Consider the following 21376-nt stretch of genomic DNA (forward strand, 5'->3'; position numbering starts at 1 on the left):
TTGCACCTGCCGCGCCGCGCCCGGTCGGCGCGGGCTCCCCGGCGTCCGGCCGCCGAGCCGGGGCGAACCGCCGAAACGTCAGGACCGGAACCTCAGGACTCGGTCGACGCCCCGCTGTTGCCGGGCCGGTTGCTGTCAGGCGTGCTTGCCCCTGCCTGCGAGGCCGTCCCGCTGGCGGCGCCGACCGGAGGCTGCCGCTGCTGGTCGGGGACGTTGGCGCCGGAGATCACGTGGACGTTGTCCTTGAGCCGGGTGAGGCTCTCGATCAGCTCGTCGCGCTGGCGGTGGAGGTTGGCGATCTGGCGCTCGGCCGCCGTGGTCTCCTCCTGCACCCGGGCCTGCGCGTCCCGCACGGTGCGTTCGGACTCGCCGCGCGCCTCCCTGCGGATCTGCTCGGCCTCGCGGCGGGAGCGGGCCAGCACCTGGGCCACCCGGTCGTTCGCGGCGCGCAGGCGTTCCTCGGTGCGCTGGTCGCTGTCCTGCGCGCGCTTCTCGGCGTCCCGCAGCACCTGCTCGGCGTGGCTGGTGTTGCGCTGGGCCTCCGCGGTGGCGGCGGTGTGCACCGCCGCTGCCTCGCGCTGGGCCTGCTCCAGGACCCCGGCGACGGCGTTGCGGCGTTCGGCGACCTCGCGTTCGGCGGTCGCACGCTTCTCGGCCACCTCCCGGTCGGCGGTCGAGCGGAGCTCGGCGACCTCCTGCTCCGCGGTGGTGCGCAGCTCGGTCGTCTCCCGCTCGGCGGTGGCCCGCAGCTCGGTCGTCTCCCGCTCGGCGGTGGCCCGCAGCTCCGCCACTTCCTGCTCCGCGGTGGTGCGCAGCTCGGTGACCTCCCGCTCGGCGGTCGTGCGCAGCTCGGTGACCTCCCGCTCGGCAGTGGCCCGCAGCGCGGCGACCTCCCGCCTGGCGGTGGTGCGGAGTTCCTTCGTCTCCCGCTCTGCGGTCGACCGGAGCTCGGTCACCTCCTGGTCGGCGCGGCCACGCAGCTCGGTGACCTCCCGCTCGGCGGTGGCGAGCATGGCGGCCACCTCGTGCTCGGTGCCCTGCCGACGGGTCTTGAGCTGGTGGTCGAGGTCACGCAACTGGCGGTTGGCGTTGTCGGTGGCGTGCCGGAGGATCTCCTCGCGCCGCTTCTGTGCGGCCTTGATGATGCGCTCGGCCTCTTCGTCGGAGGCGTTGCGGATCTTCTCCGTCTCCTCCGCCACCCGCCGGCGCAGCTCCGAGGCCGCCCGCTCGGCGTCGTCGGTGAGCCGCCGCGCCTCCGCCTGCGCATCGGCCCGGATGTCTTCTGCGGCGTCGTCGGCGCGGTTCTCCACGTCGAGGGCCTGCTCCTCGGACAGCCGCAGAATCTCCTGCGCCCGCCGCCCGAGCTTGGCCCAGGTGGGCTCACCGGCGTCCTCGAGGGCACGTCTGGTCAGCGCGAGATCTCGTTGGAGGTCACCGACGGTCCGGTCGCGTTCGTCCAGGGCGGAGTCGAGCTGCTCGACCACCTGGTCGACTTCCTGCCGGTCGTAACCGAGGAGGACGGTGGTGAACGTGCCGACCTTGCGACCATTCTCCAGCAGGGAAAGGCCTTCGTCCGGCTCAGACATCTGCGCTCCTCACAGCGTCGGTGGAACTCCCCCTATGGTGCCCGGCCCGGCAGACACCCGCTACGACGTGACCACCGACCGGTGCCGGTCGGTGCGGCGACGAACCTTAGCCGGGTGACCCAGGGTGCCAGCCACCGGGGACAGGCCATCACAACGCACGACACGATCCGCGCCACGACCTCCGTTCGGCCCCGTCCAGCCCTGTCCGGTCCAGCCCCGATCAGCAGCTCCGCCCGGTGAACCCCTCGACCGCGCCATGGGCGCCGCGAGCAGGGCACCTCCACAACCTTGGCACGCGACCGTGCCCCCGTGGATGCCTGTCCCCAGGATTCTCAGATTTCTCCGGAACTGTTAAGGATTCGGTCGCGCCACCACGCCGCGGAGCCCGGGATCCCTTATGGACCGACCCCTGCCCGGCTCCGGGTTGCCTACCGGTCCGGTTGCCGGCCGGACTCCTGGTCCCGCTCCCGGGCCGGCTCCTGGGCCCGCTCATGGGCCGACTCGGAATCGCCGTAGGCACTGTCCGGTGCCGCCTGGACGAGCTCGACGAGGAAGCCGCCGGCCGCCTTCGGATGGATGAAGTTGACCCGCGTCCCCGCGGTGCCCCGCCGCGGCTCGTCGTACAGAAGCTCCACTCCGCGTGACCGCAGTGTCGCTGCGGCCTCCGCCACGTCGTCCACGGCGTAGGCCACCTGGTGGAGGCCCTCGCCGCGGGAGGCGAGGAAGCGGCCCACGGGGGAGTCGTCGCTCAGGGGAGCGATCAGCTGGAGCTGGGGGCCGGAAGTGCCCACGTCGAGCATCGCCTCGCGTACGCCTTGTTCCTCGTTGGTCTCGATGTGCACCAGCCGCATTCCGAACGTCTGTTCGTACCACGAGATCGCCGCGTCCAGGTCGCGGACGGCGACGCCCACGTGGTCGATCGAGCCGAACAGCGGGGGGACCGGCGGGGAAGCCGGCCGCGGAGCGGAGGTCTCGTCGGGCATGTGTCCCATCCTCCGCCATCGAGGGTCCGGCCGGTCCCAGGCCCGCCGACGAACCGGGACGAGCAGACCTCGCCCGCGTAGGGTGGGGTCGTGGAAACCGTCATCGTCAGCGGCGCGCGCACCCCGATGGGGCGCCTGCTCGGCTCGCTCAGGGACTTCTCCGCCGTCGACCTCGGCGGGATCGCGATCAAGGCGGCTCTCGACCGGTCCGGCGTGTCACCGGACCAGGTGCAGTACGTCGTGATGGGCCACGTGCTGCAGGCCGGCGGCGGTCAGCTGACCGCCCGCCAGGCCGCAGTGAAGGCCGGCGTCCCGATGACCGTCCCGGCGATCACGGTCAACAAGGTGTGCCTGTCCGGGCTGGACGCGATCGCGCTCGCCGACCAGCTCATCCGGCTCGGCGAGTTCGACATCGTGGTGGCCGGCGGCATGGAGTCGATGACGAACGCTCCCCACGTGCTGCCGCGCTCACGTACCGGAGTGAAGTACGGCAACGCCCAGCTCCTCGACTCGATGGAGCACGACGGGTTGTGGGACGTCTACACCGAGGCACCCATGGGCGTCCTGACCGACCGGCGCAACGCCGAGCTGGGGCTGACGCGGGAGGAGCAGGACGCGTTCGCTGCGCGCTCCCACCAGCGGGCCGCGGCCGCCGCGAAGGACGGCATCTTCGAAGCGGAGATCGCCCCGATCGAGGTGCCCCAGCGCAGGGGCGAGCCGCTGGTGGTCACCGCCGACGAGGGCATCCGCCCGGACACCACGGCCGACCGGCTGGCCGGGCTCTCCCCGGCGTTCACCCCCGAGGGGTCGATCACGGCCGGTTCCTCCTCCCCGATCTCCGACGGTGCCTGCGCGGTCGTCGTGGCCAGCAAGGCGGTGGCCGAGCGCCTGGGACTCAGCTGGATCGCCGAGATCGGTGCGCACGGCACCGTGGCCGGGCCGGACTCCTCGCTGCACTCCCAGCCCGCCGCGGCGATCCGGTCCGCGTGCGCCAAGGAGGGAATCACTCCCGCCGACCTGGACCTGATCGAGATCAACGAGGCGTTCGCGGCGGTCGCGGTGCACTCGGTGCGCGAGCTCGGGGTCGACGAGGAACGCGTCAACGTGCACGGCGGGGCGATCGCGCTCGGCCACCCGCTCGGCATGTCGGGCGCCCGGCTCGTCCTGCACCTCGCGCTGGAGCTCGACCGCCGTGGCGGCGGTGTCGGCGCGGCCGCCCTGTGCGGCGGCGGTGGTCAGGGTGACGCGCTGGTCGTCCGGGCCGGCGGCGGACCCCGGTGAGCGAGCCCGCCCCGAAGGCCGAGGCCGGCGGGGCAGCCGGGCACCGTGCGACCGGCCGGCGCCGGCGTTCGGTCCCAGATCTGGTCGAGGGCGCACGGGCAGGTGACCCGCGGGCGGTCGGCCGGCTGATCTCCCTGGTGGAGGACGCCTCGCCCGCACTGCGCGAGGTGGCGGCCACGCTCGCGCCGTACGCCGGGCAGGCCCGGGTCGTCGGCATCACCGGCGCGCCGGGGGTCGGCAAGTCGACCTGCACCTCCGCCCTCGTGGCCGCCTACCGCCGGCAGGGTCTGCGCGTGGGTGTCCTGGCAGTCGATCCGACGTCGCCGTTCTCCGGGGGAGCGCTGCTGGGCGACCGGGTCCGGATGCAGGACCACGCTACCGACCCCGAGGTCTTCATCCGTTCGATGGCCACCCGAGGACACCTCGGCGGACTGGCCTGGGCCACACCGCAGGCGGTTCGCGTCCTCGACGCGGCCGGTTGCGCGGTGATCCTGGTGGAGACGGTGGGGGTGGGCCAGTCCGAGGTCGAGGTCGCCGGGCTCGCCGACACCACGCTCGTCCTCCTCTCGCCCGGCATGGGCGACGCCGTGCAGGTGGCCAAGGCAGGACTGCTGGAGGTCGGTGACGTCTACGTCGTCAACAAGGCAGACCGGGAGGGCGCCGACCGCGTTCGCCGCGACCTGCGCAACATGCTCGCGCTGGGATCCTGGCCCGACGGTGCTTGGAGGCCGCCGATCGTGTTGAGCGTCGCGACGACCGGCGAGGGGGTGGACGCCGTGGTGGAGGCGGTCGACCGGCACCACGCGTACGGCGTGGACACCGGCGAACTCGCCCGCCGCCGGGTCCGGCGGGCCCGCGCGGAGGTCGAGGCGCTGGCGCTGGTCGACCTGCGTACCCGCCTTGACCGGCTGCCCCGCGACCACCGCCTGGACGCCGTGGCCGCCCGCGTCGCCGAAGGCGATCTCGATCCGTACCGAGCGGCCGACGAGCTGGTCGGCCAGATGCTCGGTGACCAGCCGTCCAAGATCGGTGACCCCAACGGGGGTGCCACGGCGGCAAGATCTCGCTAGCATCGTCCGCGATGCCCGTTTGGTCAGACCTTTTGGCCGTCTGAGCCCGCGGTGTGGACGAGTGTGCCGTGCCCCATTTGCCTTCCGGTCGAAACCACTTAGAGTTCATGCTGGGCTACAACACGCGAAGGCCGCAGGGGAGCCCCCACGAGGGAGGAGTACGGTCGTGACAGCCGGTACTAAGAAAGTGGTCACCTGGCTTGTGATCGCCTTTGCCGCGTTCTATCTGGTCACCAGGCCGGAGAACGCCGCCGGCGCCGTCCGCGGGGCGGGCGCCTTGATTGGACAGGGCTTCCAGGCCCTCATCCAGTTCCTCAGTTCCGTGTTCGCGTGACCGGACCCGTTCGATGGGTCAGGCGCAGCTTTGCTGACCCGAAGATCGTGCGGCACCTTCTCGCCGACGAGGGCGAGGTGGTCGTCGATGAGGTACGCCACCACTGGGTGGTCTTCATCATTCCGGTACTCGAGTGTGTCGGCGCGTTGCTGTTGCTGGGGGCCATGATCAACCTCCCCGTCAACCTGGCATGGGTGCCGTTCATCGCTGCGCTCGTCCTGCTCGCTCACGCGGGCGCTCGGGCGTTGATCGAACACATGGACAGATTCGTCATCACCAACATGCGGGTGTTCCGGGTGAGCGGGGTCATGACCAAGAAGATCGCCACGACTCCCATCATGCGGATCCTCGACATCACCGTGGACAAGCCGTTCGTCGGCCGAATCCTCGGTTACGGGCACTTCATCTTCGAGAACGCCGCGCAGGAGCAGGGCCTGCGCATCATCAAGTTCGTCGGCAAACCCGACCAGCGAGACCTCACGATCCAGCGGCTGCTGCAGCGTTCCGGTCTGCGAGCCACGGCCAAGGACGACGAGGGCGACGGATCGAGCTCGACGATCGTGAAGGCACCGGCTGGCGCCCGGCCCCGCGCCAACCATCCGCGCCGTCCCGGCCCGCCCACCGCGCGCCGGTTCCCGCGCTGAGGGCCGCGCCGGCGTTCCGCCGACCGAACGCCGCGCCGGCTCCCGTCGGCCCTCCGACCCTCCTCGGGCGCCGTCTCTGGCCCCGCTCCGGCTTCGTTCCGGATCTCGTTTCGGACTTCGTTCGTCTTCGTTCCGGACTTCGTTCCGGCTGCTGAAATCCTCCGGTGTGGCCGCTCATGCGCCCTCCGTTCCCGAGCTCACCAGTCCGGCCACTCCCAGCTGTTGTGGGTATGCTCGCGAGGTCATCGCGACGGGTGGATGAATGATGAGATAACGCTCAGTGGTCAACACTCGCGGCGGAACCACCATCCGTCACCACTCGTCTATCGTCAGGGTTGACTGACTGGGTGCCACATGGCACTTGGGTATCGGCACGTCACCACCAGTTCCCGCCGATATCCACCCGCACCGAGAGGAGCCGGCTGGTCAATGCATGGCCGAGTCTCCGAGCCGCACCGAGACGAGACCCGCCGCGACGTGCAGAGTCGCGAGGAGTCTCCGGACGCCGAGCTCACCACCACCCCGTCCCACACCGACGAGACCGCCCGCCCGGTTCTGCGTTTTCCGGTGCTGGCGGCACTGCTGCTCGTCGGCGTCGTGGCCATCCTGCTCGACCTTGCGAGCGGCGGGCCCCTGCTCCGGCTGGACGAGGTCATCGCCCACATCTGGAAGTTCAAGGGACCGTACGAGTACGGCTACGCCGATGCGGTCGACCGGATCGGCCAGCGGCTCATCTGTCTGCCGCTGTTGTTCGGCGTCGCGTACTACCTCAGTCGCCGCATCCGCAGCATCCGCCCGCTGGTCATCGCTGTGGGTGCCACCCTCGGGCTGAACTTCACGATCGGCGTCATCAAGCTCGCCAGCGGCCGGGAGAGTCCGCGTACCGGCGGGCCGGCGTTGTTCACCGGTGACAACGTGCTCTTTCCGTCCGGCCACACCGCCAACGTGATCTTCGTCTACGGGCTGGTCGTGGCGCTGCTCGTGCGGTACGGCAACGTCAGTACGCGCCGGCGATGGCTGCTGATCGGCCTGGTCGCGGCGGCAGAGGTGCTGATGACGGTGATCTCGGTCTACCGGCACACGCACTGGTTCAGCGACCTGATCGCCGGCACGATGGTCGGCGGCGCGGTGCTGCAGGTGTCGTTGCTGGCCGACCTGCACTGGAACGAAGTGCGTCGATGGCTACGCCGGCTGGCAGGCCCGACCTGGGTGGCCGTCGAGTGGGCGGTCGGGCTGATCCGGCCGCGGGTCGTCCCTCCCGCGAAGGCGGTCGCACAGCGGGTGCATGCCGGCAGCACCGATCCGCGCCTGTCCGATGGCCGGCCTGCTGCGCGGCCGGATGCCCGCCGTGACCCCCGAGCTGGTGCGCGACCCGATGCCCGCGCCGGTGTGCGAACGGACGCCCGGCCGGATGTTCGACCCGGCGAGCGCACCGACCCCGCAGAAGCCGGGACCTCCAGTACGGCCCGGCCCGACTAGGGCGTGGATCCGAGCAACTGGGCTGGCCCGCCCCCGGAGCGTGCCCGATCGGTGGCTCAGGTCCGGACCGGTTCCTGGGCACCTCCGCCTCGCCTGTTACGTTCCTTTTCATGGCGAAGAGGCGGCCCCTACCGTTCGACCCCGTCCAGGAGGCGGCACGCCAGTGGGCACACCACTTCGGAGCGGACGCGGCTGTCGAGCCGATGCGGGCGGTCACCTCCCTGATGCGGGTGCAGCAGATCGTGCTCTCCCGGCTGGACGAGATCCTGAGGCGCTACGACCTGACCTTCGCGAGGTATGAGGCGTTGGTGCTGCTGACCTTCACCCGTACCGGCGCCCTGCCGCTGGGGAAGATGGGCGAACGACTCCAGGTGCACCCCACCTCGGTGACCTCGATCGTGCGGCGGCTCGAACGTGACGGACTGGTCCGGCGTACGCCTCACCCGGAGGACGGCCGCGGCGTGCTGGCCGAGGTGACCGACGAGGGGCGCGACGTGGTCAAGGCGACCACCAAGGACCTGGTGGGGATGAGGTTCGGGTTCGACGCGCTCGACGACGACAGCCTCGCCACCGTGCACGAACTGCTCACGCGGGTGCGCCGCGAGGCCGGCGACTTCCTCACCTGACCCCTCGAACGGGTCCTGGGAAAGGCCCCGCCTGAGGGGACGAAACCTTCCGAACCCCCTACCGGCTGCGGATAGTTGGACATCCTACTATCGTGGCAGTGGCGCCTCACGAGGGCGGCCACGTCAGTCGGGAGGACCTATGCGGGCCGAAGACATCGAGGCGGGCCGGCGCCGCTGGCAGCAGCGTTACGACGCAGCGGCCGGGCAGGCCAAACCGGGCGAGGGCAAGCCGGGCGAGGGCGGCGAAACGCGCGACCGGCAGGACCGGGCACGCCGTACGACAGTGTCCGGGATGGAGGTGGACCCGGTCTACGGCCCGCCGCCGGACACGGACGAGCCGCGGTTCGAGCGGATCGGCTGGCCTGGTGAGTACCCCTTCACCCGCGGCCTGTATGCCACCGGCTACCGCGGGCGCACCTGGACCATCCGGCAGTTCGCCGGCTTCGGCAACGCCAGGCAGACCAACGAGCGCTACCGCATGATCCTCGCCGCCGGAGGTGGGGGACTGTCCGTGGCGTTCGACATGCCGACGCTGATGGGCCGCGACTCCGACGAACCGCGCTCGCTCGGCGAGGTAGGGCACTGCGGCGTGGCGATCGACTCCGCCGCCGACATGGACGTGCTGTTCGAGGGCATTCCGCTGGGCGAGGTCACCACGTCGATGACCATCTCCGGCCCGGCCATCCCGATCTTCTGCATGTACCTCGTCGCCGCCGAGCGACAGGGCGTGGACATCTCCACCCTCAACGGCACGCTGCAGACCGACATCTTCAAGGAGTACATCGCGCAGAAGGAGTGGCTGTTCGCGCCGCAGCCACACCTGCGGCTGATCGGCGACCTGATGGAGTTCTGCTCCAAGGAGATTCCGGCGTACAAGCCCCTGTCGGTGTCCGGCTACCACATCCGTGAGGCCGGTTCGACCGCCGCGCAGGAGCTGGCGTACACCCTGGCGGACGGGTTCGCCTACGTCGAGCTGGGCCTGTCGCGGGGGCTGGACGTCGACGTGTTCGCGCCCGGTCTGTCGTTCTTCTTCGACAGCCACGTGGACTTCTTCGAGGAGATCGCGAAGTTCCGCGCGGCCCGGCGGATCTGGGCGCGGTGGATGCGGGAGGTGTACGGCGCGAAGACCGACCGGGCGGCGTGGTTGCGGTTCCACACCCAGACCGCCGGTGTCTCGCTCACCGCCCAGCAGCCGTACAACAACGTCGTCCGGACCGCGGTGGAGGCACTCGCGGCCGTGCTCGGCGGGACGAACTCCCTGCACACGAACGCGTTCGACGAGACGCTCGCGCTGCCGTCGGAGCAGTCCGCGGAGGTGGCGCTGCGCACTCAGCAGGTGCTGCTGGAGGAGACCGGCGTGGCCAACGTCGCCGACCCGTTGGGCGGTTCGTGGTACGTCGAGGCGCTGACGGACCGGATGGAGGCCGAGGCGGAGGAGGTGTTCGCCCGGATCAGGGAGCTGAGCGACGACGGCACCATCACGGCGGGGCTGCTGCGCGGCATCGACGACGGGTACTTCACCGGGGAGATCGCCGAGGCGGCGTTCGACTACCAACAGGCGCTGGAGCGCGGTGAGAAGAAGATCGTCGGGGTCAACGCGCACACCAGCACGGTCAGCGGACCTGTGGAGATTCTCCGGGTGAGCCACGAGGTCGAGGCCGAACAGTGTCGCGTGCTCGGCGAACGCAGGCGCTCCCGTTCGCAAGCCGAGGTTGACGCCGCGCTGCGGAAGCTGGCCGAGGTTGCCCGTACCGAACAGAACATGGTGCCGGTGATCCTGGCCGCCGCCCGGGCGGAGGCGACGCTGGGCGAGATCTGCGGCGTACTCAAGGACGAGTGGGGCGACTACCGCGAGCCGGCGCGGTTCTGACCGACCGGGCCGGCCGCGGACGGTCGTGTCGATGACCGGCCGCGACGAGCCTGGTCGGGTTTGACGGGGCACCCGCGCGTCGGTGTGATGGAGCCATGACCGATCTCGGTGGTAGCCCGCGCGAGCCGGTGTGGCTCGGCGTCGACCTCGGTACCCAGGGCGTTCGGGTGGTGGCCACGACGGCCACCGGGTCGGTGGTGGCGAAGGCGACCGCGCCGCTGCGCAGCACCCGCGACGGCGTGCGTCACGAACAGGACCCGCAGGAGTGGTGGTCGGCGTTCGTGCGTGCCGCGGGCGAGGTGACCGGGCAGCTCGCCGGCAGGCCGGTGGAGGGCCTGGCGGTGTGCAGTACGTCCGGGACGGTGCTGTTCGTCGAGGACGTGCCCGGCGAGCCCGCCCGCCCGGTGACTCCCGCGCTGATGTACGACGACGGGCGAGCCGCTGAGCAGGCCGCCCGGCTCGCCGCCGACCCGGCCCCGGGATGGGCAGCGGCGGGTGCGCGTCCGCAGGCGTCGTGGGGGCTGGCGAAGGCGCTGTGGTTGCTGGCGGAGTACGACGTGCCGGAGTCCGCACGACTGGCCCACCAGGCCGACGTGGTGACCGCCCGGCTGGCCGGTACGGCCGCTGCCACCGACTGGAGCCACGCACTGAAGAGCGGCGTCGACCTGGTGCGTACCGACTGGCCGCACGACGTGCTCGACCGGCACGGGCTGCCCGCCAAGCGGCTTCCCGCTGTGGTGGCGCCCGGAGCGCCGATCGGCGAGGTGGGCGCGCGGGCGGCCGAACTCACCGGCATCCCCGCGGGAACGCTGATCCTCGCCGGCCTCACCGACGGGTGCGCGGCCCAGGTCGCGTCGGGTGCGCTGTACCCGGGTGCGTGGAACTTCGTGCTGGGTACGACGCTGGTCCTCAAGGGTACGACCACCGAGCCGGTGCACGACCCGAGCGGCGCGGTCTACTCCCATCGCAGCCCGGACGGCGGCTGGTGGCCGGGTGGTGCGTCCAGTGCCGGCGCGGGAGTGCTGGCGCGGGAGTTTCCCGACGCCGACCTCGAGGCGCTGGACGCCGCCGCGGAGGCGTTCGAGCCGGCGAGCGCGCTGGCGTATCCCCTGGTGGGCAAGGGAGAACGCTTCCCGATCACCCGGCCGGACGCGATCGGTTTCCTGACCGGCGATCCGTCGGGTCCGGCGGAACGCCACGCGGCCTACCTGCAGGGCGTGGCGTTCGTGGAGCGGCTGTGCCTGGAACACGTGCAGCGGCTGGGTGCGTCGGTCGGCCCGGTGGTGACGCTGACCGGCGGCGGCGCGCGGAGTTCGTACTGGCCGAGATTGCACGCGGACGTTCTCGACCGGGAGATCGTGGTGCCGGAGGTGACCGACGGCGCGTTCGGGATGGCAGTCGTCGCGGCCTCGCCGGCGCACGGCTCGCTTGCCGACGCGGCCGCGGCGATGGTGCGCGAACGCGTGCGCCATGCACCCCGGCCGCAGGCGGTCGGACGGTTCGACGAGGCGTACGGCCGCTGGCTGGACGAACTCAGGTCCCGCCGCTGGAGATAGGGCGGGTTGGTCAGCGAAGGCCCTGGTGCGCGGCCCACATCGCACCGGCGCGGTGGGCGGCCTCAGCGACCAGCTTCGCCAGCTCCGGCCGGTCAGGGACGGAGAACGACACGTAGTTGCCCCGGCCACCGGCGGTGGGGCGACCGTAGGCCTTCGCGGCGAGGTGCCCGCTGGGGAGGAGCCGCACGTTGAGAGTGGTCAGCGTGAACTCCTCACCGCGTCGGGTGTCCGTCCAGCGCAGTGCTTCCGGGACGGTGACGTTGATCGCCAGAGCACTCACCTCGATGTCGAGGTCCCTGTCGAGGTCCATGTCGAGGTCCCTGTCGGCGACCCTGTCCATGTCCTTGTTGACGTCACCGCTCATGGAGGCATGTTCGCACGGGTGCGACGCCTCGCGTGGGGCCTGACCGGGGGTTCAGCTCACGCAGAGGCAGAACGGGTGCCCGGCCGGGTCGAGGAACACCCGGAAGGTCGTGCCGGGCTGGTGGTCGTGCTTGGTGGCGCCGAGACCGAGGACGGCTGTCTCGGCGGAGTCGAGGTCGTCGACGATCACGTCGAGGTGCATCTGCTGGGGCACCTCCTGCGCGGGCCACACCGGCGGGGTGTATGCCTCGACCTGCTGGAACGAGATGCACTGGCCGTAGTCGGCGCGGATCTCGGCCCAGTCGGCCGAGATGTCGACCTTCCAGTCCAGCAGCTTGCCGTAGAAGGTGGCGAGGGCGCTCGGGTCGGGGCAGTCGATGACGAAGCTTGGGAAACGTGCGATAGCCATGGCCTGGATGGTACGGACCGTTCCGGACGATTCGCGTCCTGATTCTGGTGATTACGGAGTGGCGATTCTTCACCGCCGGCTTGGTTTTCACCGTGGGCTCGCGGCGCGCGGGTCCGGCTTCTCCAGGTCGGCCATCGTGACGGTGGCGGCGTCGAACATGCTTCGCAGCCTAGTGTGGTCGGACGGGCCGCCTGCTGGCCGTTGGTGCGCAGGCTCTCGCGGATGAGGTTGACGTCACCACAACGACGGCGGGGGCGTGCCTCCTCCCATGGGGCCGGGGGGAAACGGCGGCTGTCCCTGGTCGTCCCGGTCGCGGTAATCCCCGGGCTCTGTTCCGTATCGCCGGCGCTTGTATCGCATGTAGAAGACGATGGCCGCCACGGCGAGAACGACCGCGACGAACAGCACCAAACTGATGATCGTGTCGGTGTCGAACTCGCCCATAGCCCACAAGGTGACAGCGGCCGACCCTGCCGTCAATGAGGCATGCAGTCGCGGTGGGGCCGGTCCTTCCACTGGAGCAGGTTCAGCACGATGACGGCCAGGCCCATCCCGAAGAACGTGACGCCCTCATACGGCTGTCACGCTTTTGGTCCAGGGGCCGTTCGTCGGGGTCGGGGCGGGTGTCGGAGGCGATCAGCGCCTCGATCATCTTCCGCAGGGTCTCCATCTCCACCACCGGCAGTTTGATCACCACGGTTTCGGAGCCGGGGATCCCGTTGGCCAGGTAGCGCAGGGACCGTTTGCGTTCGGCGGCGCGTTCGGCGTCGCCGAGCTCCTTGCCGAGGCGCCGTTCCCACTCTTCGGGTGCGAGGTACTGCAGCAACGCCCGCCCCAGCAGGCGTACGTCGTCGGGGTTACGCCGCTTGGACCAGGTGATCAGGTATTCCTCGGCCTTCACCCGTTGTTCGGGGCCGATCCAGGTGGGCAGGTCCTTGACCGCGAATGCGATCACCTGCGCGTGCTTGAACGACAGTTCACCCCGCGCCAGGGCGGCGGCGGTCAAGGTGACCGTACGGTCCAGGTCCCGGGCCAGGCCGACGGTGGCGGAGGCCTCGGTCTTCGACATCCGCTGCGCGCTGCGCAACCACCCGCCGCGGTCGCCGCACCCGTGGTCTTGCCGATGTCGCCGGCTTCGGCCTGACGGACCCAGGCCAGGGTGAGCGCGTCGGTCCGTGCCTTCTCCGCCTCCAGTTCACCGATCAGCGCCCCGAGCTCACCCACCTCCACCCACGTGGTCGGCGTCGCCAAAGCCTCCTCCACCCCGGCGCGGATCGTGGCCAGCGCAGCCCTCAACCGGCCGACGGCGCCACTGCCACCTGCGCCGGGAAGGTCCTGCGTCGTCGAATGCATGTTCGAAGTCTAGAGGCCACCGCCGACCCGAAGATCGTTGTCCACAAGGAGACCCGAGGCCCAACCGATCCGCCACCTGTGGACAAAAACCTGGCATCGGGATCGCAGGTCGGGGGTGCCTCGCAAGGCGTCGACTCGCCATGATCCGCCGGCCCGGACCCCGGTGCGCGCACCGGATCCGTCCTCATACCGCCTCAGCGGGCTCCATCCCAGCTCCCCGGCCGTCGCACCCTCGTCTATCGTCGAGCCCGTGACCCAAGATCGCCTCACGGTTCTCGGCACCGGCCCGATCACGGTGTTCTTCGTACGGCATGGTGAAACGCCCATGCATGCGGAGAACCGCTACGTCGGCCGGACCGACGCGCCGCTGACCGAGCGCGGCCAAGCGCAGGCGGCCGATCTGGGGGAGTGGGCGGCAACGGCGCGGCTCACGGCAGTGGCATCCTCGACACTTCGCCGGGCAAGGGAAACCGCCGAGCCGGCTGCGCGCAAGGCTGGGTTGACACAGCTCCTGGACGAGCGGTTGGTCGAGCTCGACTTCGGCGCCGCCGAGGGAATGTCCGCTGCCGAGATGCGGCAGCGGTTTCCGCGTGAGCGCGCAGCGTTCGAGGCCGATCCGTACGAGAATCCCCTGCCGGGCGGGGAGTCTCCGGCGGCGGCGCTCGCCCGTGGCCGGGCCGCGCTGGACGATCTCGCCGACGGCTCCCACGGCGACCGCGTGCTCGTGGTCGCACACGGCACGTTTCTGCGCATCGTGGTGTGTGACCTGCTCGGCATCCATCCGCGCACGTACCGCACCGCGCTGCCGGTCATCCGTAACGCCAGCGGCGCCGTACTCCGCCGGGACCAGGCGGGGCACTGGGGTTTGGTCGCCTGGAACCCGCCCCTGGCTGCCGGCACCGACTCCTGGTGAGGCGGGGACCAGGCCGAACCGGACCAGGCCCGACCAGCCCGGACCAGGTCCGGCCGGACCCGGCCGGGCCTGGTCTGGCACCGCCGCAGGCGGCCGAAGATGGTCGCACCCGGTAACTGGCCGAAGGCGGTCGGTGTGGCTTGGCTGCTTGACCCGCCTGACACCGAGGTCACAAGGTGAAGCGACCTGATCACGCCGCGAGGTGATCTCGGCGTGCGCCGAACCTGCACTGGGGGCTGCCATGACCGAGCCGACCGGCCCGACCCGTCGGGGGCACGGCACCAGAGGACCGCACGCCACGCAGGCGCCGTTCGCGGCGCGGGCGGCGCGTCCCAGTCGCCGTGACGTACTCCGGCTCGCGGGAGCGGGCGTCGGCGCCGGCGTGCTCGGCTCGGCCGGCCTGGCCGGATGCGGCTTCGGCTCACCGGCGAACAACGGCGGCGACGACTCGGCGGCGAAGAAGGTCTCCGGCGGCTTCGACTGGAAGAAGCACAAGGGGACCACCCTGCGGCTGCTGATGAACAAGCATCCCTACACCGACGCGCTGAAGGCGCACCGCGGGGAGTTCCAGGACAAGACCGGCATCAAGCTCGCCATCGACGAGTTCCCCGAGTCCAACTACTTCGACAAGGTGACCCTGGAACTCAAGTCCAGGCAGGGAAACTACGACGCGTTCATGCTGGGTGCCTACATGGTCTGGCAGTACGGTCCGCCCGGTTACCTCGAGGACCTCGGCCCCTGGATGCACAACTCCTCCGCCACCCACGCGGAGTTCGAGCCCGGCGACTTCTTCCCCAACCTGATCAAGGCCGGGCAGTGGAACTTCGTCAACGGCGCGCCGCTCGGTGGCAAGCAGCAGTGGATGCTGCCCTGGGGCTTCGAGACCAACACGATCTGCTACCGCAGCGACGTCTTCGCCAAGCTCGGGCTCAAGCCCGCCGAGAGTTTCGACGACCTCATCGAACTCGCCAGGACGCTGAAGGCCAAGGCCCCCGGGGCGGGGTTCGACGGGATGTACGGCATCGCCGTGCGGGGCTCGCGGGAGTGGGCGACGATCCACCCCGGCTTCATGACGATGTACTCCCGCGAAGGCCTGAAGGACTTCAGGGTCGAGGGCAAGAAGCTCGTCCCCACCATGAACACTCCCGACGCGGCGGACTTCACCAGCAGGTGGGCGAAGATGGTGCGGGACGCCGGGCCGTCAGGGTGGACGTCGTACACGTGGTACCAGGCGTCCAGCGATCTCGGCGCCGGCAAGGCCGCGATGCTGTTCGACGCCGACACCGCGTCGTACTTCCAGAACACCGACACCCCGGCCGCGGGCAAGCTGGCCTGGCATCCTGGCCCGAAGGGCAAGGACGGTTCGCTGGCCACCAACATGTGGATCTGGTCGCTGGCGATGAACTCCTCCTCGAAGAAGAAGCCGGCCGCGTGGTGGTTCCTGCAGTGGGCCACCTCCAAGGAACACCTGTTGTGGGCGGCCACGAAGCAACAACACATTGACGCGGTACGCCAGTCGGTGGCCGACGACCCGGCGTACAAGGATCGGCTGAAGGCGGTGCCGGGCTTCCTGGACACGTTCCAGGCGGTCATCGACCAGACGAAGATCCAGTTCACCCCGCAGCGGAACTTCTTCGACGCCACCACCTCGTGGGCCGCCGCCCTGCAGGAGATCTACGGCGGAGCCGACGCGAAGGTGACTCTGGACAAGCTGGCCAAGGATCTCGAACCCCGGGTCAACGGCTGATGGACACGACCGGGGCGGAGGCCGTCCCCACCGCGACGGTGACCCCGAGGTGGCGGCGCCGGCTGCGGCCCTACCTGCTCGCCACCCCTGCGGTTCTGTTGTGCGTGGGGATTCTGTATCCGTTCTTCGTCGGCGTCGCGTACACCGTGTACAACTTCTCCGACGCCAACCGCGAACCCAGCTTCGTGGGACTGACCAACTTCGCCGACATCCTCGGCAGCGACACGTTGTGGCACTCGGCTCGGGTGACGGTGGCGTTCGCGGTTGCGGCAACGACCGTTGAGACGGTGCTCGGCGTGGGAGTGGCGCTGCTGCTGCACCGATCCAGCCTGCTGGGCCGGTTGCTGGAACGCCTGCTCATCGTGCCGCTGATGGTGGCCCCGATCATCGCCGCCATCATGTGGAAGCTGATCCTGCTGCCGGAGGTGGGCTGGGTCCGGCCGATCCTGGCGGCGGTGGGGGTGCACGGCTACCGCGGCACCGACGGCGCGGGGGCGGCGTTCTTCTGGTCGGTGGTCGTGGACGCCTGGCTGTACACGCCGTTCGTCGCGATCCTGGCGCTGGCCGGGCTGCGCTCGCTGCCGAACTCGCCGTTCGAGGCGGCGGCGGTGGACGGTGCCAACTGGTGGTTGACATTTCGCCGGCTCACCCTGCCGATGCTGTGGCCGTACGTCCTGGTCGCGGTCATCTTCCGCTTCATGGACTGCCTGAAGGTCTTCGACATCATCTACGGGCTCACCGCCGGCGGCCCCGGTGACGCGACCACGACGCTGCAGATCAACGCGTACCTGGAGGCGATCACCTACGCCCGCTACAGCCGGGGCATGACGTTCATGCTGATCCTGTGGGTGGTCGTGTACGCGATCTCGTTCGTCCTCGTGCGCTACCTCGGCCGGGTGCAGAACCGCGCGGCCGGGGTGTCGATCGGAACGCCGGCGGCCGCACCGGCAGGAGCGACGGCGAGCACCGCGACCGGGGTGGAGGCAGGGTGACGATGGCGACGTCGGGCAACTCCACCAGGACGGCCGGCGGGCTCCTCGCCGACGCCGCACTCCTGCTCTACTTCGCGTTCTCGCTCGCCCCGGTCGTCTTCATCGTGGCCCTGAGCCTGAAGTCGAACGCCGACCAGACGTCGACCTACCTGCGGTTCGCACCCACTTTCGCCAACTACCGCACGGTCCTCGGCATCGGTGCCGGGGACTCGCCGTACCTGCGGTTCTTCGTCGCCAGCCTGATCTGCGCGGTCGGTGCCGTGCTGGTCTCCCTGGTGATCGGGATCCCGGCGGCGTACGCGGCGGCGCGCTACCGCTTCCGGGGCAGCGAGAGCCTGTTGTTCACCCTGCTGTCGTTCAGGTTCGCCCCGGAGCTGGTGGTGATCATCCCGCTGGGTGTGCTCTACCAGCAGCTCGGGCTGTACGACAGCTACGTCGGGATGATCTGGGTGCTGCAGTTGGTGACGATGCCACTCGTGGTGTGGATCCTGCGGTCGTTCTTCACCGACCTGCCGCCGGAGCTGGAACAGGCCGCGCTGCTGGACGGCTACTCCCGCCGGCAGGCGTTCGTACGGATCGTCCTGCCGCTGGTGCGCCCCGGTGTCGCGGCGGTCTGCCTGCTGGCGTTCATCTTCGCCTGGAACAACTTCATCTTCCCGTTCACGTTGACGTCCAGCCACGCCCAGACAGTGACGGTGAGCTCGCTGGCCTTCCTCGGCGGGAACCAGGTGCGGTTCAACCTGGTCGCCGCCGGCGCGGTGATGGCAGTGCTTCCGCCGCTGGTGCTGGCGTTGTTCATCCAGCGCTATCTCGTGCGTGGCCTGTCGTTCGGTGCGGTGAAGAGCTGATGGGTGGGCAGGGCTGATGGCGGGGCTGGCGCTCGCGGGGATCCGCAAGGACTACGGTCGGCTGCGCGCGCTCGACGAGGTGTCGCTGGAGGTCGCCGACGGGGAGTTCTGCTGCCTGCTCGGCCCGTCCGGTGCCGGGAAGACCACCACGCTGAAAGTCGTGGCCGGCCTGGAGGAGCCGACGGCGGGCACGGTCCGGATCGGCGGTGCCGACGTGACCGACGTGGAGCCGACGCACCGCAACCTCGCGATGTGCTTCGAGAGTTATGCGCTCTACCCACAGCAGGACGTCTTCACCAACCTGGTCTCGCCGTTGCGCTCACCGCGTCACCGCCTGCCCGAGGCGGCTGCCCGGCGCCGGGTCGAGGAGGTCGCCGAACTGCTGGGCATCGACGCGCTGCTGGAGCGTTCGGTGACGCAGCTGTCGAACGGCCAGCGCCAGCGGGTCGCGCTCGGCCGGGTGCTGGTCCGGCCGGCCGCGGCGTACCTCCTGGACGAACCCCTGTCCCACCTGGACGCCAAGCTGCGCGCCACCATGCGGGCGGAGCTGAAGGCGATCAGTCGCGAGCGCGGCACGACCACCCTGTACGTCACCCACGACTACGTGGAGGCGCTGTCGCTGGCCGAGCGCGTGGGCGTGCTCGACGCCGGCCGGATCCGCCAGGTGGGCACACCCCGTCAGGTGTGGGAGGAGCCGGCCGACATCGTGGTGGCCCGGTCGTTCGGGCGCCCGGCGATCAACGTCGTGTCCGGGGTGGTCGCCGACGTGTCCGGGCCGCGGTTCCTCGCCGACGACGGCGCGCTGGACCTGCCGCTGCCGGGGCGGCGGGTACGACCGGGCACGCACGTACAGCTCGGGATCCGTCCCCGCGACCTGGCCCTGCACCGCGGCGCCGGTGACGTGCCCGCGTCGGCGGTGCGGGTCGAGGGCACCGTCTACGTACTCGAACACCTCGGCCGGCAGGCGGAACTCACCGTCCGCGTGGGCTCGTGCCTGCTGGCACTGGTGGTTCCCCGCACCCAGGTGGCCGGGCTCGGGACCGACGACCGGGTGGTGGTGACGGTGAACCCACAGCGGGTGCACGTCTTCCTCGCCGACGACAGCGGCCGGCGGGTGGAGACGCCCCAGGTCACCGAGGCGGCCGGATGAGCGACCTGGTGCTGGACGGAGTACGCAAGGTCTTCACCACCCGGGGCCGCCCGCCGGTGGAGGCGGTGGCCCACTTCGACCTGGACGTACGCAGCGGCGAGCTCGTCGGCCTGCTCGGCCCGTCCGGATGCGGCAAGTCGACCACGCTGCGGATGATCGCCGGTCTGGAGGACGTCACCGGCGGCGACATCCGGGTGGGCGGCAGGTCCGTGCTCGGCCTGCGGCCGCAGCGGCGCAACATCGGGGTGGCGTTCGAGAACTACGCGCTCTATCCGCCGCTGTCGGTGGCCGACAACATCTCCTTCGGCCTGCGCGCGCGAGGCGGCCTGTCCGCGCGGGCGTGCCGGGAACGCGTGCAGGACCTCGCCGAGCGCATCGGGCTGCGCGACATCCTCGACGCGAGGCCGGTGAACCTCTCGTCCGGCCAGAAGCAGCGGGTCGCGCTGGCCCGCGCGATCGCCCGCGAGCCTGACGTCCTGCTGCTGGACGAGCCGCTGTCCCACCTGGACGCAGCGCAACGCGACCTGACCCGGCGCGAGCTGCGGCGGCTGCAACGCGACCTCGGCTACACCACCGTCCTGGTCACCCACGACCAGGAGGAGGCGCTCAGCCTCGCCGACCGGGTGGTGGTGATGGAGGGCGGCCGGGTCCGCCAGGTCGGTACGCCGGACGAGGTGTACGACGACCCGGCCGACCTGTTCGTGGCGGAGTTCGTGGGGGAGCCGGCGATGAACCTCCTCACCGGGCCGGCCGGCCCGGACCGGATCGTGGGGGTGCGCCCCGAGGACGTGGCGGTGGTCGACTTCGAGGCCGGCGGCGGGGGCGGCGGCAAGCGCGGCGGCGAGGGCGACGTCGCGGGTGAGGTGGTCGTCGTGGAGGATTTCTGCGAGTACGGCCTGCTGACGGTCGAACTCGCCGCGACGCGGCAACGGCTCGTCGTCCAGACTGGACCGGGTCCGGCGCAGGTGCCCGGGCAGGCCGTGGGCCTGGCCTTCCAGCGGGACCGGACGTACATGTTCGACACGACCACAGGAGGCCGGGTCAGATGAGCAGAGCGCGGATCCTCGCCGCGGGAGACGAGTTCGTACGCACCGACCTGCTGACGCGGGCGCTGGACGCCGAGCTCGAGCGGGCCGGGCGGTCCCGCCACCGGGTGTCCGTGCGTACCCTCGACCTCGGCTGGCCGACGAAGCCGTGGGGCAAGGTCGGCGAGGTCGTCGAGGCGGCCGGCAACGAGGACACGATGATCGCCGCCCTCGACGGTGTGGACGCCGCGGTCACCCATCTCGCGCCGTTCACCCGCCGGGTCTTCGAGCACGCGCCCGACCTGCGCCTGGTCGTGGTCTCCCGCGGCGGCCCTGTCAACGTCAACTTGACAGCGGCCACCCGCGCCGGCGTGGTCGTCTGTTACGCACCCGGCCGTAACGCCAACGCGGCCGCGGAGTTCACCCTCGGCCTGATGCTGGCCACCTGCCGCAACATCGCCGCCGGGCACGCCGAACTCGCCTCCCGCACCTGGCCGGGGCACTACTTCCGCTACGAGTCGGCCGGTTTCGAACTCCGGGACGCCACCGTGGGCCTGGTCGGCTACGGCGCGATCGGGCAACTCGTCGCGAGGTTGCTGGCCGCTTTCGGCGCGCGGGTGCTGGCGTACGACCCGATGGCCCCGGCGGAGGCGTTCGGCGCGGAGGTGGAACGCGTCGAGGAGCTGAACGACCTGCTCGCCGCCTCGCAGGTGGTGAGCCTGCACGCGCGGCAGACCGAGGAGAACCGCCACCTGATCGGGGCGGCGGAGCTCGCCCGGATGCCGGCCGGCTCGGTCCTGGTCAACACCGCACGCGGCGGGCTCGTCGACTACGACGCCATGTGCGACGCCCTCGACCGCGGTCACCTCGCGGCCGCCGGGATCGACGTCTTCCCGGCCGAGCCGCTGCCGGCCGACTCGCGGTTGTTCACCACGCCACGGCTGGTGATGGCCCCCCACATCGCCGGGTGCAGCCGCGAGGTGGCCGAACGCGCGGCGGCGATCTGCGCCGGTGAGGTACGCCGCTGGCTGGACGGCGAACCACCCGCACACTGCGCCAACCCGGAGGTACTGTCCGGATCTGCGGGTTCAGGCAGGTCGGCACGGTCGGCCGGGTCGGCGCGGCCGAACCGGCGCTGAGGAGGCTG

The 21376-nt window shown here is 70.7% G+C and carries 22 protein-coding genes; 15 read left to right on the forward strand and 7 right to left on the reverse strand.

Annotation, left to right across the window (positions count from 1 at the left end; all coding sequences use genetic code 11):
- Positions 1-92: 92 nt before the first annotated feature.
- Positions 93-1586: a DivIVA domain-containing protein gene (locus F4554_RS08525; RefSeq protein WP_179786891.1), complete on the reverse strand. Its 1494-nt coding sequence runs from the start codon at positions 1584-1586 to the stop codon at positions 93-95.
- Between the two features lie 428 nt (positions 1587-2014).
- Positions 2015-2569, reverse strand: coding sequence for a methylmalonyl-CoA epimerase (gene mce / locus F4554_RS08530; RefSeq protein ID WP_179786892.1), 555 nt, complete (start codon positions 2567-2569; stop codon positions 2015-2017).
- Between the two features lie 90 nt (positions 2570-2659).
- On the opposite strand from mce, the gene F4554_RS08535 reads away from it, so the two are divergent.
- The 8 genes from F4554_RS08535 (at position 2660) to F4554_RS08570 (ending at position 11429) form a co-directional block, all read left to right on the forward strand.
- Entirely contained in the window at positions 2660-3850 is a 1191-nt protein-coding gene (locus F4554_RS08535) for an acetyl-CoA C-acyltransferase (RefSeq protein ID WP_179786893.1), read from the forward strand.
- Positions 3847-4920, forward strand: a complete 1074-nt coding sequence (meaB, locus tag F4554_RS08540; protein ID WP_179786894.1) for a methylmalonyl Co-A mutase-associated GTPase MeaB — start codon at positions 3847-3849, stop codon at positions 4918-4920. The genes F4554_RS08535 and meaB overlap by 4 nt, the downstream gene beginning before the upstream one ends.
- Positions 4921-5086: 166 nt before the next feature.
- The gene (locus F4554_RS08545) at positions 5087-5254 is read left to right on the forward strand and encodes a hypothetical protein (RefSeq protein ID WP_175542733.1); all 168 of its coding nucleotides are present in this window, start codon (positions 5087-5089) and stop codon (positions 5252-5254) included.
- A complete protein-coding gene (locus F4554_RS08550; protein ID WP_179786895.1) occupies positions 5251-5898 on the forward strand; it encodes a PH domain-containing protein in 648 nt (215 codons plus the stop codon). Before F4554_RS08545 ends, F4554_RS08550 begins: the two co-directional genes overlap by 4 nt.
- A 429-nt stretch (positions 5899-6327) precedes the next feature.
- Positions 6328-7377, forward strand: coding sequence for a phosphatase PAP2 family protein (locus F4554_RS08555; RefSeq protein WP_179786896.1), 1050 nt, complete (start codon positions 6328-6330; stop codon positions 7375-7377).
- A gap of 110 nt (positions 7378-7487) precedes the next feature.
- Positions 7488-8003, forward strand: coding sequence for a MarR family winged helix-turn-helix transcriptional regulator (locus F4554_RS08560; protein ID WP_179786897.1), 516 nt, complete (start codon positions 7488-7490; stop codon positions 8001-8003).
- Positions 8004-8142: 139 nt separating this feature from the next.
- Positions 8143-9873: a coenzyme B12-dependent isobutyryl-CoA mutase large subunit gene (locus tag F4554_RS08565; protein WP_179786898.1), complete on the forward strand. Its 1731-nt coding sequence runs from the start codon at positions 8143-8145 to the stop codon at positions 9871-9873.
- A gap of 95 nt (positions 9874-9968) precedes the next feature.
- Positions 9969-11429 (forward strand): FGGY-family carbohydrate kinase, encoded by a 1461-nt coding sequence (locus F4554_RS08570; protein ID WP_179786899.1) that lies wholly within the window; start codon positions 9969-9971, stop codon positions 11427-11429.
- Between the two features lie 10 nt (positions 11430-11439).
- Here the strand turns inward: F4554_RS08570 and F4554_RS08575 are convergent, their stop codons facing one another.
- The 5 genes from F4554_RS08575 to F4554_RS08595 all read right to left on the reverse strand — a co-directional run bounded on the left by F4554_RS08575 (position 11440) and on the right by F4554_RS08595 (position 13554).
- Positions 11440-11793 carry a hypothetical protein gene (locus F4554_RS08575; protein WP_238341243.1) on the reverse strand — a complete coding sequence of 118 codons (354 nt, stop codon included), beginning with the start codon at positions 11791-11793 and terminating at the stop codon, positions 11440-11442.
- 51 nt (positions 11794-11844) lie between these two features.
- The gene (locus F4554_RS08580) at positions 11845-12201 is read right to left on the reverse strand and encodes a VOC family protein (protein WP_179786900.1); all 357 of its coding nucleotides are present in this window, start codon (positions 12199-12201) and stop codon (positions 11845-11847) included.
- 234 nt (positions 12202-12435) lie between these two features.
- A complete protein-coding gene (locus tag F4554_RS08585) occupies positions 12436-12645 on the reverse strand; it encodes a hypothetical protein (protein WP_179786901.1) in 210 nt (69 codons plus the stop codon).
- A gap of 82 nt (positions 12646-12727) precedes the next feature.
- Positions 12728-13270: a DUF222 domain-containing protein gene (locus F4554_RS08590; RefSeq protein WP_179786902.1), complete on the reverse strand. Its 543-nt coding sequence runs from the start codon at positions 13268-13270 to the stop codon at positions 12728-12730.
- Positions 13204-13554: a hypothetical protein gene (locus tag F4554_RS08595; RefSeq protein WP_179786903.1), complete on the reverse strand. Its 351-nt coding sequence runs from the start codon at positions 13552-13554 to the stop codon at positions 13204-13206. Before F4554_RS08595 ends, F4554_RS08590 begins: the two co-directional genes overlap by 67 nt.
- A gap of 250 nt (positions 13555-13804) precedes the next feature.
- On the opposite strand from F4554_RS08595, the gene F4554_RS08600 reads away from it, so the two are divergent.
- From F4554_RS08600 to F4554_RS08630, 7 genes are all read left to right on the forward strand, one after another.
- Positions 13805-14467: a histidine phosphatase family protein gene (locus tag F4554_RS08600; RefSeq protein WP_202889210.1), complete on the forward strand. Its 663-nt coding sequence runs from the start codon at positions 13805-13807 to the stop codon at positions 14465-14467.
- A 241-nt stretch (positions 14468-14708) separates the two neighbouring features.
- Complete coding sequence (locus F4554_RS08605; protein ID WP_179786904.1) at positions 14709-16214, forward strand: extracellular solute-binding protein; 1506 nt, start codon at positions 14709-14711, stop codon at positions 16212-16214.
- Positions 16214-17206, forward strand: a complete 993-nt coding sequence (locus F4554_RS08610; RefSeq protein ID WP_179786905.1) for a carbohydrate ABC transporter permease — start codon at positions 16214-16216, stop codon at positions 17204-17206. Before F4554_RS08605 ends, F4554_RS08610 begins: the two co-directional genes overlap by 1 nt.
- 2 nt (positions 17207-17208) lie before the next feature.
- Positions 17209-18054 (forward strand): carbohydrate ABC transporter permease, encoded by an 846-nt coding sequence (locus F4554_RS08615; protein ID WP_179791378.1) that lies wholly within the window; start codon positions 17209-17211, stop codon positions 18052-18054.
- 16 nt (positions 18055-18070) lie between these two features.
- A complete protein-coding gene (locus F4554_RS08620) occupies positions 18071-19204 on the forward strand; it encodes an ABC transporter ATP-binding protein (protein ID WP_179786906.1) in 1134 nt (377 codons plus the stop codon).
- Complete coding sequence (locus F4554_RS08625) at positions 19201-20253, forward strand: ABC transporter ATP-binding protein (RefSeq protein WP_179786907.1); 1053 nt, start codon at positions 19201-19203, stop codon at positions 20251-20253. The genes F4554_RS08620 and F4554_RS08625 overlap by 4 nt, the downstream gene beginning before the upstream one ends.
- Positions 20250-21368, forward strand: coding sequence for a 2-hydroxyacid dehydrogenase (locus F4554_RS08630; protein ID WP_179786908.1), 1119 nt, complete (start codon positions 20250-20252; stop codon positions 21366-21368). Before F4554_RS08625 ends, F4554_RS08630 begins: the two co-directional genes overlap by 4 nt.
- Positions 21369-21376: the final 8 nt, after the last annotated feature.

Source organism: Actinopolymorpha rutila (assembly GCF_013407855.1).
GTDB classification, from domain to species: domain Bacteria; phylum Actinomycetota; class Actinomycetes; order Propionibacteriales; family Actinopolymorphaceae; genus Actinopolymorpha; species Actinopolymorpha rutila.

Bases quoted from the DNA above. Each gene is read 5' to 3' on its own strand.
- F4554_RS08620 (WP_179786906.1), top strand. From the start codon at position 18,071: ATGGCGGGGCTGGCGCTCGCGGGGATCCGCAAGGACTACGGTCGGCTG.
- F4554_RS08560 (WP_179786897.1), top strand. From the start codon at position 7,488: ATGGCGAAGAGGCGGCCCCTACCGTTCGACCCCGTCCAGGAGGCGGCA.
- F4554_RS08615 (WP_179791378.1), top strand. From the start codon at position 17,209: ATGGCGACGTCGGGCAACTCCACCAGGACGGCCGGCGGGCTCCTCGCC.
- F4554_RS08580 (WP_179786900.1), bottom strand. From the start codon at position 12,201: ATGGCTATCGCACGTTTCCCAAGCTTCGTCATCGACTGCCCCGACCCG.
- F4554_RS08555 (WP_179786896.1), top strand. From the start codon at position 6,328: ATGCATGGCCGAGTCTCCGAGCCGCACCGAGACGAGACCCGCCGCGAC.
- F4554_RS08575 (WP_238341243.1), bottom strand. From the start codon at position 11,793: ATGAGCGGTGACGTCAACAAGGACATGGACAGGGTCGCCGACAGGGAC.
- F4554_RS08585 (WP_179786901.1), bottom strand. From the start codon at position 12,645: ATGGGCGAGTTCGACACCGACACGATCATCAGTTTGGTGCTGTTCGTC.
- F4554_RS08630 (WP_179786908.1), top strand. From the start codon at position 20,250: ATGAGCAGAGCGCGGATCCTCGCCGCGGGAGACGAGTTCGTACGCACC.
- F4554_RS08525 (WP_179786891.1), bottom strand. From the start codon at position 1,586: ATGTCTGAGCCGGACGAAGGCCTTTCCCTGCTGGAGAATGGTCGCAAG.
- F4554_RS08605 (WP_179786904.1), top strand. From the start codon at position 14,709: ATGACCGAGCCGACCGGCCCGACCCGTCGGGGGCACGGCACCAGAGGA.
- F4554_RS08610 (WP_179786905.1), top strand. From the start codon at position 16,214: ATGGACACGACCGGGGCGGAGGCCGTCCCCACCGCGACGGTGACCCCG.
- F4554_RS08565 (WP_179786898.1), top strand. From the start codon at position 8,143: ATGCGGGCCGAAGACATCGAGGCGGGCCGGCGCCGCTGGCAGCAGCGT.
- F4554_RS08595 (WP_179786903.1), bottom strand. From the start codon at position 13,554: ATGCATTCGACGACGCAGGACCTTCCCGGCGCAGGTGGCAGTGGCGCC.
- mce (WP_179786892.1), bottom strand. From the start codon at position 2,569: ATGCCCGACGAGACCTCCGCTCCGCGGCCGGCTTCCCCGCCGGTCCCC.
- F4554_RS08590 (WP_179786902.1), bottom strand. From the start codon at position 13,270: ATGTCGAAGACCGAGGCCTCCGCCACCGTCGGCCTGGCCCGGGACCTG.
- F4554_RS08625 (WP_179786907.1), top strand. From the start codon at position 19,201: ATGAGCGACCTGGTGCTGGACGGAGTACGCAAGGTCTTCACCACCCGG.
- F4554_RS08570 (WP_179786899.1), top strand. From the start codon at position 9,969: ATGACCGATCTCGGTGGTAGCCCGCGCGAGCCGGTGTGGCTCGGCGTC.